At 62.6% G+C, this 15,672-nt stretch carries 15 protein-coding genes; 9 read left to right on the plus strand and 6 right to left on the minus strand.

The features are described from left to right. Positions 1 to 5: 5 nt before the first annotated feature. Together fdhF and KC8_RS02515 are read left to right on the plus strand one after the other, a co-directional pair. Complete coding sequence (gene fdhF / locus KC8_RS02510; protein WP_010123702.1) at positions 6 to 2,867, plus strand: formate dehydrogenase subunit alpha; 2,862 nt, start codon at positions 6 to 8, stop codon at positions 2,865 to 2,867. Continuing rightward, on the plus strand, positions 2,864 to 3,070 hold the full coding sequence (locus tag KC8_RS02515) for a formate dehydrogenase subunit delta (RefSeq protein WP_010123701.1): 207 nt from the start codon (positions 2,864 to 2,866) through the stop codon (positions 3,068 to 3,070). The genes fdhF and KC8_RS02515 overlap by 4 nt, the downstream gene beginning before the upstream one ends. 333 nt (positions 3,071 to 3,403) lie before the next feature. Here KC8_RS02515 and KC8_RS02520 read toward each other — a convergent pair whose 3' ends face one another. Both KC8_RS02520 and KC8_RS02525 read right to left on the minus strand, forming a co-directional pair. Beyond that, positions 3,404 to 3,634, minus strand: a complete 231-nt coding sequence (locus tag KC8_RS02520; protein ID WP_010123700.1) for a hypothetical protein — start codon at positions 3,632 to 3,634, stop codon at positions 3,404 to 3,406. A 155-nt stretch (positions 3,635 to 3,789) separates the two neighbouring features. After that, positions 3,790 to 5,163 carry a M28 family peptidase gene (locus KC8_RS02525; protein WP_010123699.1) on the minus strand — a complete coding sequence of 458 codons (1,374 nt, stop codon included), beginning with the start codon at positions 5,161 to 5,163 and terminating at the stop codon, positions 3,790 to 3,792. 364 nt (positions 5,164 to 5,527) lie between these two features. On the opposite strand from KC8_RS02525, the gene ettA reads away from it, so the two are divergent. Beyond that, positions 5,528 to 7,207 (plus strand): energy-dependent translational throttle protein EttA, encoded by a 1,680-nt coding sequence (gene ettA / locus KC8_RS02530; protein WP_010123698.1) that lies wholly within the window; start codon positions 5,528 to 5,530, stop codon positions 7,205 to 7,207. Positions 7,208 to 7,227: 20 nt separating this feature from the next. Next, on the plus strand, positions 7,228 to 7,725 hold the full coding sequence (locus tag KC8_RS02535; protein ID WP_010123697.1) for a GNAT family N-acetyltransferase: 498 nt from the start codon (positions 7,228 to 7,230) through the stop codon (positions 7,723 to 7,725). Here KC8_RS02535 and KC8_RS02540 read toward each other — a convergent pair. After that, the gene (locus KC8_RS02540) at positions 7,722 to 8,357 is read right to left on the minus strand and encodes a carbonic anhydrase (RefSeq protein WP_010123696.1); all 636 of its coding nucleotides are present in this window, start codon (positions 8,355 to 8,357) and stop codon (positions 7,722 to 7,724) included. The genes KC8_RS02535 and KC8_RS02540 overlap by 4 nt on opposite strands. A 66-nt stretch (positions 8,358 to 8,423) precedes the next feature. Between KC8_RS02540 and lipA the strand changes: the two genes are divergently transcribed. Continuing rightward, the gene (lipA, locus tag KC8_RS02545; protein WP_010123695.1) at positions 8,424 to 9,344 is read left to right on the plus strand and encodes a lipoyl synthase; all 921 of its coding nucleotides are present in this window, start codon (positions 8,424 to 8,426) and stop codon (positions 9,342 to 9,344) included. Continuing rightward, positions 9,331 to 9,807 carry a type II toxin-antitoxin system RatA family toxin gene (locus tag KC8_RS02550; protein ID WP_029624281.1) on the plus strand — a complete coding sequence of 159 codons (477 nt, stop codon included), beginning with the start codon at positions 9,331 to 9,333 and terminating at the stop codon, positions 9,805 to 9,807. The genes lipA and KC8_RS02550 overlap by 14 nt, the downstream gene beginning before the upstream one ends. Here the strand turns inward: KC8_RS02550 and KC8_RS02555 are convergent. The 3 genes from KC8_RS02555 to KC8_RS02565 are packed head-to-tail and all read right to left on the minus strand — an operon-like array spanning position 9,753 to position 11,966. Continuing rightward, positions 9,753 to 10,271: a CinA family protein gene (locus tag KC8_RS02555; RefSeq protein WP_010123691.1), complete on the minus strand. Its 519-nt coding sequence runs from the start codon at positions 10,269 to 10,271 to the stop codon at positions 9,753 to 9,755. The genes KC8_RS02550 and KC8_RS02555 overlap by 55 nt on opposite strands. Before the next feature lies 1 nt (position 10,272). Then, positions 10,273 to 10,809, minus strand: a complete 537-nt coding sequence (locus KC8_RS02560) for a hypothetical protein (protein WP_010123689.1) — start codon at positions 10,807 to 10,809, stop codon at positions 10,273 to 10,275. A 23-nt stretch (positions 10,810 to 10,832) separates the two neighbouring features. Beyond that, complete coding sequence (locus tag KC8_RS02565) at positions 10,833 to 11,966, minus strand: bifunctional 2-C-methyl-D-erythritol 4-phosphate cytidylyltransferase/2-C-methyl-D-erythritol 2,4-cyclodiphosphate synthase (protein ID WP_010123688.1); 1,134 nt, start codon at positions 11,964 to 11,966, stop codon at positions 10,833 to 10,835. Positions 11,967 to 12,087: 121 nt separating this feature from the next. Here KC8_RS02565 and dusB point away from each other — a divergent pair, with 121 nt between their 5' ends. From dusB to ntrC, 3 genes are read left to right on the plus strand one after another with little or no spacing between them, the layout of a single operon-like run. Continuing rightward, positions 12,088 to 13,101 carry a tRNA dihydrouridine synthase DusB gene (gene dusB / locus KC8_RS02570; RefSeq protein WP_010123687.1) on the plus strand — a complete coding sequence of 338 codons (1,014 nt, stop codon included), beginning with the start codon at positions 12,088 to 12,090 and terminating at the stop codon, positions 13,099 to 13,101. Beyond that, positions 13,077 to 14,186, plus strand: a complete 1,110-nt coding sequence (locus KC8_RS02575) for a two-component system sensor histidine kinase NtrB (RefSeq protein WP_010123686.1) — start codon at positions 13,077 to 13,079, stop codon at positions 14,184 to 14,186. Before dusB ends, KC8_RS02575 begins: the two co-directional genes overlap by 25 nt. Further along, positions 14,183 to 15,637, plus strand: a complete 1,455-nt coding sequence (gene ntrC / locus KC8_RS02580) for a nitrogen regulation protein NR(I) (RefSeq protein WP_010123685.1) — start codon at positions 14,183 to 14,185, stop codon at positions 15,635 to 15,637. Before KC8_RS02575 ends, ntrC begins: the two co-directional genes overlap by 4 nt. Positions 15,638 to 15,672: the final 35 nt, after the last annotated feature.

Raw genomic sequence — 15,672 nt, forward strand, 5'->3', positions numbered from 1 at the left:
ATAAGATGGCCTGGATCGGTGAACTCGACCTCGGCACCCCGGCGCCGCCGCCGTCCCCGGCGGGTGTCGTGGCTACCGTCACGCTTCATATCGACGGGCGTGCCATTACCGTGGACGCGGGCACTTCGGTGATGCGCGCCGCCGCGCTGGCCGGAACCAGCATCCCCCGGCTCTGCGCCACGGACAGCCTCGACAGTTTCGGGTCGTGCCGGCTGTGTCTCGTCGAAATCGAAGGGCGTGGCGGCTATCCGGCGTCCTGCACCACGCCGGTTGCCCAAGGCATGGTCGTGCACACCCAAACCGATGCGCTGGCCAAGCTGCGGCGCGGGGTGATGGAACTTTATATTTCCGATCATCCGCTGGATTGTTTGACCTGTGCCGCCAATGACGATTGCGAGTTGCAGGACATGGCCGGCGCGGTGGGCCTGCGCGATGTGCGCTATGACGATCGCGGCGCGACCCATCTCGATTGTAACAAAGACGAAACCAATCCGTATTTTACGTTCGATCCTTCGAAATGCATTCTATGTTCGCGCTGTGTCCGCGCATGCGATGAAGTGCAGGGCACCTTCGCGCTGACCATTCAGGGCCGGGGTTTCGGATCGAAGGTTGCGGCCGGGCAGGATGAACCGTTCCTGACGTCGGAATGCGTATCGTGCGGGGCCTGCGTGCAGGCCTGCCCCACGGCGACGCTGGTCGAAAAGTCGGTGATCGAAATCGGTACGCCCGAACGTGCTGTCGTAACCACATGCGCCTATTGCGGGGTTGGGTGCACCTTCCGCGCGGAAATGCGCGGCGAACAGCTTGTTCGCATGGTGCCGTGGAAGGATGGCAAGGCCAATCGGGGGCATAGCTGCGTCAAGGGGCGCTTTGCCTGGGGCTATGCCAACCATCGCGAACGCATCCTGAAGCCCATGATCCGCGAACGGGTCGATATGCCGTGGCGTGAGGTGAGTTGGGACGAGGCGATCGCCCACACTGCCGCGGAATTTCGCCGTATTCAGGCTGCACATGGCCGCCGCGCGATCGGCGGGATCACGTCCAGCCGCTGCACCAATGAAGAAACCTTCCTCGTCCAGAAACTGATCCGGCAGGGGTTCGGCAACAATAATGTCGATACCTGCGCGCGCGTTTGCCACAGCCCGACGGGCTATGGTTTGAAGACCACGTTTGGCACATCGGCCGGCACGCAGGATTTCGATAGCGTGATGGCGGCCGACGTCATCCTGGTCATCGGCGCCAATCCCACGGACGGCCATCCCGTGTTCGCATCGCGCATGAAGAAACGGTTGCGGCAGGGGGCCAGGCTGATCGTGATTGATCCGCGCCGGATCGATATCGTCCACACCCCGCATAGCGAGGCTGCGTTCCATCTGCCGTTGCGCCCGGGCACCAATGTTGCGGTGCTGACGGCGATGGCCCACGTCATCGTGACCGAAGGCCTCGCCGACGAAGCCTATATCCGTGAACGGTGCGACTGGGATGAATATTCGGCGTGGGCCGATTTCGTGTCGGATCCCACAAGATCACCGGAAGCGATTGAACAACTGACAAATGTTCCCGCAGCCGACGTCCGCGCCGCAGCCCGGCTTTATGCCACCGGCGGCAATGGCGCGATCTATTATGGCCTTGGCGTCACCGAACATTCGCAAGGATCGTCGACGGTGATGGCGATCGCCAATCTGGCCATGGCGACGGGCAATATCGGTCGCGATGGGGTGGGGGTGAACCCGCTACGCGGCCAGAACAACGTGCAGGGTGCGTGCGACATGGGCAGCTTCCCGCATGAATATTCGGGTTACCGCCATGTTTCGGATGACGCCACCCGCACGCTGTTCGAACAGGCATGGGGTGTCGCGCTGGATCCCGAACCGGGGCTGCGCATCCCCAACATGCTCGATGCGGCGACGGAAGGGGCGTTCCGGGGCATCTTCATCCAGGGCGAGGATATTCTGCAGTCCGACCCCAACACCCATCATGTCGCCGCCGGGCTTGCGGCGATGGATTGCGTTGTCGTTCAGGATATTTTCCTCAACGAAACAGCAAATTACGCCCATGTCTTCCTGCCCGGATCCACCTTCCTGGAAAAGGACGGCACGTTCACCAACGCAGAACGGCGAATCCAGCGCGTGCGCAAGGTGATGGAGCCGCTGAACGGCTTCGCCGACTGGGAGATCGTTCAGCAGGTCGCCAATGCGATGGGGCTGGGCTGGTCCTACACCCATCCATCCGAGATCATGGACGAAATCGCTGCGCTAACCCCCAGTTTCAGCCATGTAAGCTATGATGCGCTCGACCGGTTGGGATCGGTGCAATGGCCGGCGACCGATACTGCCCCCGAAGGTACGCCGATCATGCACGTCGATCAGTTCGTGCGCGGACGCGGCCACTTCGTCATTACCGATTATGTGCCGACCGACGAAAAAACCGGCCCACGTTTCCCGCTGCTTCTCACCACCGGGCGAATCCTCAGCCAGTATAATGTCGGCGCACAGACGCGGCGTACCGCGAATACGGCATGGCACAAGGAAGACCGGCTGGAGATGCACTCCGTCGACGCTGAAAATCGCGGTATCCGCGATGGCGACTGGGTGAGGCTGACGAGCCGGGCCGGGGAAACCGCGCTACGCGCGACGATCACCGATCGGGTGGCGCCCGGTGTGGTGTACACAACCTTTCATCATCCGACGACGCAAGCGAATGTTGTTACCACGGACTATTCGGATTGGGCCACTAACTGTCCGGAATATAAGGTAACTGCGGTTCAGGTGTCGCCGTCAAACGGGCCTAGCGGATGGCAGACGGCATATCAGGATATCGCCCGGCGCAACCGGCAGATATCGCGTGATCTGGAGCCGGCCGAATGAGTGATGCTGATCAACGGCTGATCTATATGGCGAACCAGATTGCGCGGAATTTCGCGGTGCAAGGGCATGATGCGGCGGTGGCTGCAACGGCTGCGCATATCGCCAGATACTGGGCACCATCGATGCGCGCCCGCATCGCCATATTATATCCCGATGCGGACCTGACACCCATTGCGCGGGATGCGCTGGCGACACTGGTTTGATGCGGCACGCAAGGTAGCGGGCCTTTAGGCCCAGATCCCGCCGGCGATTCGGGGGATCTGATGGACAGCCCAGGTTTTTGCCGGGCATCCGCCAGAACGGCGAGCAGGGGCGCTCGGATACCCGGCGAGCTTGTCGCCCCGGATAACGGAGGTTGCTCCGTCCGCTTTGATATCGGTCACGGTGACGCCGTGTGCGATCCGGCGGCCATCGGGTGAACAGGCAAGCCCCCGGCGATCGTCGTGGCGTGGGCAATCGCCGTTCAAAGAAAACGGGCGCCCCCGCGAGGAGACGCCCGTCTTTCTGCTCCACACCCGTAAAGGGCGTGGTGCGAATTACATTGCGTTGGTCACCGCCGCAGCAGCGTTGTCCGCAACGTTCTCGACAGCCGCAGCAGCGTTGTCGGTCACGTTTTCAACAGCCGCAGTCGCGTTGTCCGCAGTCGCTTCGATGGTTTCGACAGCGTTTTCGGTCGCGTTTTCAACGGCGGTTTCAGCGGGCTTTTCGTTGCAGGCGGCCAGGGTCATCAGGCCGGCGGCAGCGAGAACAAAGCTAAGCTTCTTCATTCGAGCAGCTCCCATTGGTACTTATCAAGGGGCCGGCCCGAACGCCGTCCCAAACGCCCCAATAACGTAGAGTTCGGCAGCGTCAACGCCAAATTCATCAGGGGTTAACCCGATGGGGGGGCTGCAACTGCTTCGGACAAGGCCTTTTCGTGTGATCATTTGCCTCCGGTGGGGGCGACAGGACCCAATTCGACGGGGCTGTTCGCGATCGTTGCGATCATCGCCGTCCAGGCCGCGACATTCTGGGCAAGCTGGGCACGATCCACCTTATCCAGCGTGTCGTCAGGCGTATGGTGCAGGTCGAAATAGCGTGTTCCATCCTGGCTGAGCGAGACGACCGGCACGCCTGTTGCGGCCAACGGGCCGATGTCCGATCCGCCACGCGCCTGATTATGGCCGCGGGCTATGCCAATCGGCGCAAGGGCCGTTGCCAGGGCGTCGATAACGGGTAAGGCGGCCGGGTTCACATAGCTGTCAAATTTATAGATGCGGTCGGCGCCGAAGTCTGATTCGGCCAGAACGACGTGTTTTTCCTGAAGATGGGCGTCGCGATACGCGATGCCGCCGCGCAGGCCGACCTCTTCGGCGCCGAACCAGACGACGCGGATCGTCCGCAGGGGTTTTCCGGCGTCCATCACGCGTTTGGCCGCCGCAGCAACAATGCCGCAGCCGGCCGCATCGTCGATCGCGCCTGTGCCCAGGTCCCAGCTATCGAGATGGCAGCCCACCAGGACGATACCGGCGGACGGATCCCGCCCGGGTACTTCGGCCATGACGTTGCCTGACTGTCGTGTGCCGATATTGCGGGGCGTAAGCGTCAGTTTCATCGTCACCGGTTTCCCGCGTGCGATAATCCGGTTGAGCTGTTCTGCATCGGGCAGGCTGAGTGCTGCCGCCGGTATCGGCGATGCCCCGTCTTCCCAGCTCTGTACGCCGGTATGCGGGTTGCGGTGGAAATCGGTGCCGATCGAGCGGATCACGATTGCAACCGCCCCCTTTTTGCTCGCGATGGATGGTCCCTTGCGGCGGGCGCCGCCAAATGCGCCGTAGCTCGACCCGTCCTGCGTCCGCCCCATCGCGTGGTCGACGAACACGATCTTGCCCTGCACTTGCGCCCTATCGGCGGCCTCCAGCGCGGCGAGGCTCGGGAACATCGCGATTTCGGCGGTGATGCCGTCATCGGGGGTAGCACCGCTATTGCCCAATGCCGCCAGCACGAGCTTCTGGGGGAAGGGCGAGAGGATTTCGGCTTTCTCCTCCCCGCGGACCCAGACCGGCATATCAAACGGTTCGATTCGGGCGTTGGCAAAGCCAAGAGCTTTCAGCCTCGCGACCGACCATGCCCGCGCTCGCGCCTCGGCCTCCGTTCCGGCCAGGCGCGGGCCGATTTCGGTGGTCAGGCCTTCCGTGATGTCCCACGCGACATCATCCTTCAACGCGGCGTCGCGCAGGGCGGCGACATCGAAATTCTGGGACAGGGCCGGGGCGGCCAGCAGGGAACCGGCCAGCAGGGTTGCGAACAGGCGCATAAGAGAGGGAACTCCGTAAACTGCGACGATAACAGGCACCTGACGGAACATGCGCCGCAAAACAATAGGAGCCCCGGCTCGCCCCCCGATGGGCCGAGGCTCCTATCTGGCGCGCAGCGTCCGCATGTAACGGGCGCGCGCCGCCTGCGTTCGAACCGGCCGAACGCTTCGGAAAAACAAGCAAATAATATGCCATTGGCGAAAGTCCGCGGTCCCGCCAGGTTTCGCCCCGCCCCATTGTAAGATAAACCGACGCTGGATTGCGTTCAGGGCGTGTCGACGCAGTTTGCCAAGTGGCCGCCGCTCGGCTAGGTGCGGCGGGATTCTTCCGCAGCCTTGACCGATTTACCGGAGACCACAGCCGATGGCCGTGCAGTACAGCTTCGTCATGAAGGGCCTGACCAAGACCTTCCCCGGCGCGAACAAGCCGCTTTTCAATAATATCCATCTTCAGTTCATGCCTGGGACGAAGATCGCCATCATCGGTGTCAACGGCGCCGGTAAATCGACCTTGATGAAGGTCATGGCCGGTATCGACAATGATTTCACCGGTGAAGCCTGGGCCGCCGAAGGTATCCGCGTCGGCTATCTGCCGCAGGAACCGCAGCTGGATAACAGCAAGACGGTGCGCGAAAACGTGATGGACGGGGTTCGTCCCGTCGCGGACATGATCGATCGTTTCAACGAAATCTCGAACCTGATGGGCGATCCGCCCGAGGATTGCGATTTCGATGCGCTCCTCGCTGAAATGGGCGATCTTCAGGAAAAGATCGATGCGGTCGATGGCTGGACGCTCGACAACCAGCTCGAAATCGCGATGGAAGCGCTGCGCTGCGCCCCCGGCGACTGGTCGGTCGAAAATCTTTCCGGCGGTGAAAAGCGTCGTATCGCATTGTGCCGCCTGCTGCTCGAAAAGCCGGAAATCCTGCTGCTCGACGAACCGACGAACCACCTCGACGCCGAAAGCGTCCAGTGGCTGGAACAGCATCTGATCGAATATCCGGGCAACGTCATTCTCGTTACCCACGATCGCTACTTCCTCGACAATGTCGTGGGCTGGGTGCTGGAACTCGATCGCGGTCGGGGCCTGCCGTTCGAAGGCAATTATTCTGCGTGGCTGGAAGCCAAGGCCAAGCGGATGGAGCAGGAGGACCGCGAGGAAGCGGGCCGCCAGAAGGCGATCAAGGAAGAGCTGGAATGGATCCGGCAAAGCCCCAAGGCGCGCCAGTCCAAATCCAAGGCGCGTATCCGCGCGTTCGATGAACTGGTCGAAAAGCAGAATGCCCGTGCGCCGGGCAAGGCCCAGATCGTCATCCAGACACCTGAACGCCTTGGCGGCAAGGTGATCGAGGCGCGGGGCCTGACCAAGGCCTATGGCGACAAGCTGTTGTTCGAGGATCTGACGTTCACCCTGCCGCCCGGCGGCATCGTCGGCGTCATCGGTCCCAACGGGGCCGGTAAATCGACGCTATTCCGCATGATCACGGGGCAGGAACAGCCCGATTCGGGCGAAATCGACGTCGGCCCGACCGTGAAGCTGGGCTATGTCGATCAAAGCCGCGATGCGCTCGATCCGAACAAGAATGTTTGGGAAGAAGTGTCGGGCGGGCATGACATCATGACGGTCGGCAAGTTCGAAATGTCGACGCGCGCCTATGTCGGTGCGTTCAACTTCAAGGGGCCGGACCAGCAGAAGAAGGTCGGCCAGCTTTCGGGCGGTGAACGCAACCGCGTCCACATGGCCAAGATGCTGAAGCAGGGCGGCAACGTGCTGCTGCTCGACGAACCGACCAACGACCTTGACGTCGAAACGCTGCGCGCGCTGGAAGATGCGCTGGAGAATTTCGCGGGCTGCGCCGTGGTCATCAGCCACGATCGCTTCTTCCTCGATCGTCTCGCCACGCACATCCTGGCCTTCGAAGGCGATAGCCATGTCGAATGGTTCGAAGGCAATTTCGAAGCCTATGAAGAAGACAAGCGCCGTCGCCTTGGCGATGCGGCGGACCGGCCGACCCGTCTGGCCTACAAGAAACTGACACGCTGATCGTGCCGGCGGACGAAGCGATGGCGGACCTCTTCATTCGGCCGGAAACGGCCGTGGACAGCGCCGCCATTGCTCGCCTGTTGGAATCGGCCTTTCCGGCCGACGATGAAGCGCGCCTGGTGGATCGGTTGCGCGCAGACGGCGATCTTACGATCTCGCTCGTCGCCGAGCTGGCCGGGAACATTGTCGGTCATGTCGCGCTGTCACCGATGACGGCGCCGTTCCGTGCGCTTGGCCTTGCGCCGGTTGCCGTGGACGAAGACTATCGTCGTCGGGGGATCGCCGCCCGGTTGATCGAGCTAAGCCTGGAACAGGCCCGGCAGGATGGCTGGGCGGCGGTGTTCGTCCTGGGCGATCCCGCTTATTACACGCGCTTTGGCTTTTCGGTTGCGGATGCAGCCGGGTTTGCCTGCGCCTATGCAGGCCCGCACATGATGGTGCTGGCGCTCGATTCGCGAGGGTTGCCCGTGCGGGCTGGCGACATAGCCTATGCGCCAGCCTTCGCCGCGCTCGATTAGGCCGGGCTGAACCGGCCGGTTGCCGGGTCGAGCACGTGCAGCAGGCCGTCCGCGATTGCGAAATAGCTGCCGTGCAGGCTCAGCTTGCCTTCCCGTTCGCGGGATCGAATGCACGGGAAGGTGCGCAGGTTGGCGAGGCTCACCTTGACCGCGGCTTCTTCCATCGCGCGGTGCGCGGCCGGGCCTTCGCAGCCATGTTCGGCGACGACTTCGTCGCGGGCGTCGCTCAGCAGGTCGATCCAGTCGGCAATGAAGCCGCCTTCGCCGGGGCGCATATCCTTGAACCGCTGGTTGAGCGCGGCAGAGGCGCCGCCGCAGGCGCCATGGCCAAGCACGACGATTTCCGACACCTCCAGCTGGGTGACGGCAAATTCCAGTGCTGCCGAAACGCCGTGGCGGCCGCCCCCGGTTTCCATCGGCGGAACCAGATTGGCGACGTTGCGAACGACGAAGATCTGCCCCGGTGACGTGTCGAATATCCGAGTCGGATCGACTCGGCTGTCCGAACACGCAATCACCATCACCTTGGGGCTTTGTCCCTCGGCCAGTTCCGCCCAGCGCGCACGCTCACGCGCCCATTCGCCGGTTTTGAAACGCCGATAGCCTTCGATCATTGTCTGGAAGTCGTTCATGGCTTGTGCCGTACGGGCAGATGTGAGGGCTGGCAAGACGCGCAATGCGTCGCTATCTGGCGCATCATGACCGAGCCGCTCGCTTCCGCCGCCTCGCCCCGTGTCCGCAAGCCCGACTGGATCCGCGTCCGCGCGCCCGTTGGCGAGGCTTTTTCGGAGACGCGCCAGCTAATGCGCCGCCTCAACCTTGCCACCGTGTGCGAGGAGGCGGCCTGCCCCAATATTGGGGAGTGCTGGACCAAGAAACACGCCACGGTGATGATCCTGGGCGATACCTGCACGCGCGCCTGCGCCTTTTGCAACGTCAAAACCGGCATGCCGCGCGCGGTTGATGCGCTCGAACCCCAGCATGTGGCCGACGCTGCGGCTGAACTGGCGTTGGAACATATCGTCATCACCTCGGTCGATCGCGATGATCTGCCCGATGGCGGTGCGTCGCAATTCGTGAAGGTGATCGAAGCGCTGCGCCGCACGACGCCGAAGACGACGATCGAAATCCTGACGCCGGATTTCCGCAACAAGGCGGATGCCGCGATCGAATCGATCGTTGCGGCGCGGCCTGACGTCTACAATCATAATCTGGAAACGGTGCCCCGGCTCTATCCCACGATCCGCCCGGGTGCGCGCTACTATGCATCGCTGCGCCTGCTGGAAACGGTGAAGCGGCTGGATCCGTCGATCTTCACCAAATCCGGCGTGATGGTCGGTTTGGGCGAGGAACGGCTTGAGATCCATCAGGTGATGGACGACATGCGTTCGGCCGGGATCGATTTCCTGACGATGGGCCAGTATCTGCAACCGACCCCGCGTCATGCCAAGGTGGCCGAATTCGTGACGCCGCAAACCTTTGCCGCTTATGCCGCGATTGCACGTGCAAAGGGTTTTCTGCTCGTTGCCGCCAGCCCGCTTACGCGTTCCAGCTATCATGCCGGCGACGATTTCGCGAAGCTGCGCGCAGCCCGTGAGGCCCAGCTTGCCAAAGCATAGTGAAACGCGGCGCCTGCCGTACACGCCCGAACAATTGTACAGCCTTGTCGCCGATGTGCCGAGCTATCGCGAATTTTTGCCTTGGGTTGCGGCGGTTCGGGTGCGATCCGACAGCGAAACCGAAATGGTGGCCGATGTCGTCGTCGGCTTCAAAGGCCTGCGGGAAAATTTCACGTCGCTGGTCCACAAGCGCCCGCCCGAATCGATCCGGGTGGAATATGTCGATGGGCCGTTGAAATATCTGCACAATGACTGGGGTTTTCGCCCGGACGGGAAGGGGGGCACCCTGCTCGACTTTTCGGTCGATTTTGCCTTCCGGTCGGCCCTGTTCGAAATGCTGGCCGGGCAGGTGTTCGATCGCGCGCTGCGCAAGATGATCGGCGCGTTCGAGGAACGCGCCGCCCAGCTTTACGGCACTGATGCATCCGGCATCAGCAGTTCGAGCGCGCATAGCGCGGCCTGAAGGCGAATGCCGCCGCGGCCGAGATTGCCGAAATCCTGCGCATCGGCGGTGACGTCATTGGCGTCGCCGCCTTTTTCGGCACGGGCAAACACGACAGTGCCAACCGGCTTCTTTTCGCTGCCGCCATCGGGACCGGCAACGCCGGTGATCGCCACGGCGACATCGGCGCCCGTGCGTTCCAGCGCGCCGCGCGCCATGCCCCAGGCCACGGCGATCGAAACGGCTCCGAACGTTTCCAGCACATCGAGGCTGACGCCAAGCAGGCCGATCTTCGCCTCGTTCGAATACGTCACCAGTCCGGCCAGAAACACATCCGATGAACCGGGGATTTCTGTCAGCGCCGCCGAAACCAGGCCCCCGGTGCAGCTTTCGGCAACCGCCACCGTCTTGCCCGCTGCGCGATTCGTTTCGATCACCCGCCGCGCGGCAGTGACGAGTTCGTCGGGGAGGGTCGTATCGGGCATGTCAGCGGCCTCCGCTTGCCGGGCAGATGGCGAACGCGTTGTCGCCCGGTTTGTCATTCTTCATACCAAGCACCGCCAGCAGCGCCGTCAATCGGCCGACATTCGCTGACGGAAGCGGGCTGAGCAATTCGACGACTTCGTTGACGGTGCCGCAATCCTTGGTTGCGATCGAATCGACGATGGCGGCGCCGGCGACGCTCGACACCAGCGTCTTTTGCATGCTTTCGCCGATATCACCCAGCTTGGGGCCGATCATTGCATTCATCGCGGAACGGACAAGCGGCCATTGGCGGTCGCTATCGACCCGATATCGGGCGGCCAGTGCGGCGCTGGAACGGCGAAGATAGGTATCCGCGCTCAGCGTGCCGGCGCATTTTTCCGTTACGCCTTCGATCACCGACGGCAAGGCATAGGTGATCAGCGCCTCAAGCTGCGGGCGCGTCATGCAGGGGGCCTGATCCGTAACCTTGGCGGCCGGGGCTGCGGTGGCGGCGACCGGTGTCAGCGTCAGCGCCAATAGGGTGATGACGGTTCGCACGGCGATCCTTTCGGCTCTTATAATCATTGATCTTCCGGCACGCGCACGGTCGCGATGGCCTGGGCGGCGATTCCTTCGCCACGGCCGGTAAAGCCCAGCCGTTCGGTCGTGGTCGCTTTGATGCTAATCCGCCGTTCGGGTAACTTCAACAGCGTGGCGACGCGGGCACGGATGGCATCGCGGTGCGGGCCGATCTTTGGCGCTTCGCAGATGATCGTCAGGTCCACATGATCGATGATCCCGCCGGCCTGCGCGATCAGCGCACGGGCATGATCGACGAATCGCGCCGAATCCGCACCGCGCCATTTCGGATCGGACGGGGGAAAATGGCTGCCGATATCGCCATCGCCGATCGCACCGAGCAGCGCATCGGTGATGGCGTGCAACGCGACATCGGCGTCGCTATGCCCGGCAAGGCCGCGCGCATGCGGGATTTGTATGCCGCCAAGCCACAATTCCTCATCGTCGGCGAAGGCGTGGACATCGAAACCAAGGCCGGTCCGCACGATCATCCGCGCCGCCAATTGGGCTTCCGCTATCATGACGTCACCTGCAAAAGTAATCTTGTCGAGCGCCGCATCGCCGGCGACCATCGCCACCGAAAGCCCGGCGGCGCGCGCAATCTGCGCGTCATCGGTGGCTTCCTTATCTGCGGGCCATGCCCGATGCGCAGCAAGGATGGCATCGAAGCTGAAGGCTTGTGGGGTTTGCACGCGCACCAGCCCGTCGCGTGGCACAACCGCGCCCAACCCATTTCCGGCCTGCGCCAGCGTATCGGCCACGGGAAGCACGGGAACCACGCCGGGGTCGTGTGCCAGCGCATCCAGCAATCGATCGATCACGGCAGCCGGCAGGAAAGGGCGCGCCGCATCATGCACCAGGACATGCCTGGCCGATCCGATTGCCTCCAGCCCGCGCTGCACGGATTCCCGTCGTGTCGCGCCACCGATTACCGGCGGCAGTATGTCGCGGTCGCCAATGGCTTCGCGATAGGCGGTTTCCTGGCCAGGGCCGATGACGACCTGGATTTGATCGATTGCCGGATGACGCCGCATCGCGTCGACCGCGTGCGCCAGCACTGTCTTGCCGCCGATCAGCCGATATTGTTTGGGCACATCGCCCCCCGCGCGCTCGCCCTTGCCGGCTGCGACAATCATTCCGACGGTTTGATGGCCCCGGTTCATGGCACGCCCGTTAGACCAGCCCAGCCTTGCCCGCCAGCGTCTTTGCGAGTAGGGCGATTGCCGGTTTTTTAGGCAGATCGAACGCAATCGAATAATGGCACGGCTTACTCCCAATCCGATCGGTCCCATCCAGATTGGCGATGTCACCATCGCGACGCCCGTGATCCTGGCGCCGATGACGGGTGTCAGCGATCTTCCATTCCGCAAGGTTGTGCGGGAATTTGGTTCCGGCCTGAACGTGACCGAGATGATCGCCAGTCAGGCCGCGATCCGCGAAACCCGCCAGTCGCTCCAGAAATGGGCATGGGATCCGATCGAGGAACCGGTGTCGATGCAGCTTGTCGGCTGCACGCCGGCGGAAATGGCCGAAGCGGCGAAGCTGTCCGCCGATCGCGGCGCTGCGATCATCGATATCAACATGGGCTGTCCGGTGCGCAAGGTCGTCAACGGCGATGCGGGATCGGCGCTCATGCGTGTGCCGGAACTCGCGGTCGAAATCGTCAAGGCGGTGGTTGGCGCGGTCGACGTGCCCGTCACGCTCAAGATGCGGATGGGGTGGGATCATAACAGCCTGAACGCCCCGGAACTCGCACGGATCGCCGAAGATGTCGGGGTGAAGATGATCACCGTCCACGGCCGCACCCGTTGCCAGATGTACAAGGGATCGGCCGATTGGGCCTTCATCCGCAATGTGAAGGATGCGGTGTCGATCCCGGTGATCGCCAATGGCGATATCTGTTCGATCGAAGATGCCGATCAGGCGCTGGCCCAGTCGGGCGCGGATGGCATCATGATCGGCCGTGGCGCTTATGGCCGGCCCTGGCTGCTCCATCAGGTGATGCACTGGCTGGAAACCGGGCAGAAATTGCCAGACCCCACTATTGATGAACAATATCGTGTGATTACAGATCATTACCGATCGATGCTGGATCATTATGGTGAGTTTACCGGTGTCAACATGGCACGCAAGCACATCGGTTGGTACACCAAGGGCCTTCCCGGTTCGGCCGAGTTCCGCAACACGGTGAACCAGACCCCACGCTCGGAAACCGTGCTGGCGATGCTCGAACAATTCTACACGCCATGGCTCTGCCGGGCGGCGGCCTGATTCGCTTGGTCCATTCCGCGACACCTGCATCCGACATTCCCGAATGCGCCGAACAGATCGCGGCCATGCCCACGCCGGTTTTGCTGATCGACGGCCAGGGGCTGGTGCGCGATGTCAACAGCGCGGGCGAAACCCTGCTCAATCTGGGCCGGGGCGCGATCGTCGGGCGTGGGGTGGAAGCGATGATCGGTCATCCCCTGACGGCGATGCCGCTCGATGCGCCCTTCGCCGCCTATGACCTGGAAGTCGTCCTGCCAGTCGGGCGCCACCAGCGGGTGGATCTGATGGTAGGCCCCATTTCCGATCGCACCGGGTGGCGGGTGCTGACGGTTCATGCACTGCCCCCCGCCCATCTTGCCGGCCGCCGGGGCGATCGCGAGGGCGGAACGCTGTCGGCGATCGGCGCGGCGGCGATGCTTGCGCATGAAATCAAGAACCCGCTGTCGGGCATTCGCGGCGCGGCGCAACTGCTCGAAGCGTCGGTCGATGATGATACGCGCGATCTGACCCGCCTGATCCGGGATGAGGTTGATCGCGTGGCCGCGCTGATCGACCGGATGGAAGGGTTTACCGACACCCGCCAGCTCGAACTGGAACCGCAGAATATCCACGCGCTGCTCGGCCATGCCCGCGAAGTGGCGTTGCGTGGGTTCGCCCGGGATCTGGTGATCCGCGAAATTTACGATCCGTCGCTGCCGGCGGTGCTGGGGCATCGGGATTCGCTGATCCAGATCCTTATCAATCTTATCAAGAATGCCGCCGAAGCAATGAAAGATCAGGGAAATGTTATCGAACTGCGCACGGCCTATCGCCATGGCATGTCGGTGCATCTGCGAGGGGGCGACGGCAAACGATCGCTGCCAATCGAAGTCTGCGTGGTCGATGAAGGACCGGGCGCGCCGGAAGAGATTGTGGACCACATGTTCGAACCCTTTGTGACCAGCAAACGGTCCGGCGGTGGCCTGGGGCTGGCACTTGTCGCCAAACTGGTCGCAGATCAGGGGGGCATCATCGAATATGCCCGCGAGGGGAATCCGCCACGCACCACGTTTCGTCTGCTCCTGCCACGGGCGATGCAGGCATGAGCGGCGCCCGCATCCTTGTTGTCGACGATGACGCTGCAATCCGCACGGTTGTCCGCGAAGCACTGCGTCGCGAAGGGCATATTGTCGAAACGGCCGCCACCGTGGCTGAACAGCGCCGCAAGATGCGCGACTTCATTCCGCAGGTTCTGGTGACCGACGTCATCCTACCCGACGGGAATGGTCTCGATCTCGTGCCCGAGATGCTCGAAGACTATCCGGGCATGCCGGTAATTGTTCTGTCGGCGCAAAATACGCTGGCGACGGCGGTGCGCGCAACCGAACAGGGCGCGTTTGAATATCTACCCAAGCCCTTTGACCTTAGCGAATTGACCCGCGCTGTGGCGGATGCGCTTGCAACTAGGGCTGCTGCCGGTGGTGATCCTTCGGCCGAAGCAGGGCATGGGGAAGACCTGCCCTTGATCGGCCGGTCGCCGCCCATGCAGGAAGTCTATCGGACGATTGCGCGTGTCGTGGCCAATGATCTTACCGTGCTCATTCTCGGTGAATCGGGAACCGGCAAGGAACTGGTGGCCCGCGCAATCCACGATCTTGGCCCGCGCGCCGGGCGGCCGTTCGTCGCGATCAACATGGCGGCCATTCCTCGTGAACTGATCGAAAGTGAATTGTTCGGTCACGAACGGGGGGCTTTTACCGGTGCTGCGGCCCGCACATCGGGCCGCTTTGAACAGGCGCAGGGCGGGACGCTGTTTCTCGATGAAATCGGCGATATGCCGTTTGAAGCGCAGACGCGGCTGCTGCGCGTGCTCCAGACCGGCGAATTCAACCCCGTTGGCGGGGCGCGTTCGATCCGCACCGATGTTCGCATCATCGCTGCGACCCACAAGGACCTGCCGCGCTTGATTGCGGAAAACACGTTCCGCGAAGACCTATATTACCGGCTCAACGTGGTGCCGGTTCGCCTGCCGTCGCTCCGCCAACGGGTGGAGGATATCGGCGAACTGGCCCGTCATTTCCTGGATCGCGCGGCGGCGGAAGGGCTTCCGCGCAAACAGCTGGACCCAGCGGCCATCGATGCGTTGGGACGCCATAGCTGGCCGGGCAACGTTCGCGAGCTTGAAAATATGATGCGGCGTCTCGCGGCCCTCAGCCGTGAAGAACGTGTCACCGCCGCGATCGTCGAACAGCAGCTCATTAGTCACCAGTCGGGCGAAAGCGCGCCGGCGCTAGTCGCCACCGAAGGCGGCCTTGCCGATGCGGTGGAACATCATGTGGCGCGTTATTTCGCAACCTTCGGTCGCGATTTACCCCCCGATGGCCTGTTTGAGAGGGTGATGGCGGAGATCGAGCGACCGTTGCTCCGGCTCACCTTGGCTGCGGTAAAAGGGAACCAGCTGAAAGCCGCCAAGTTGCTGGGTATAAACCGTAATACGCTGCGAAAAAAATTGACCGAGCGCGGCGTCGATCCGTCGGACGTCCGTAAAATGAGTTGACCCGAACCCGGGCTGCAAATTTCACAACTGTGTTT

This window comes from Sphingomonas sp. KC8 (genome assembly GCF_002151445.1).
GTDB lineage: Bacteria > Pseudomonadota > Alphaproteobacteria > Sphingomonadales > Sphingomonadaceae > Sphingomonas_E.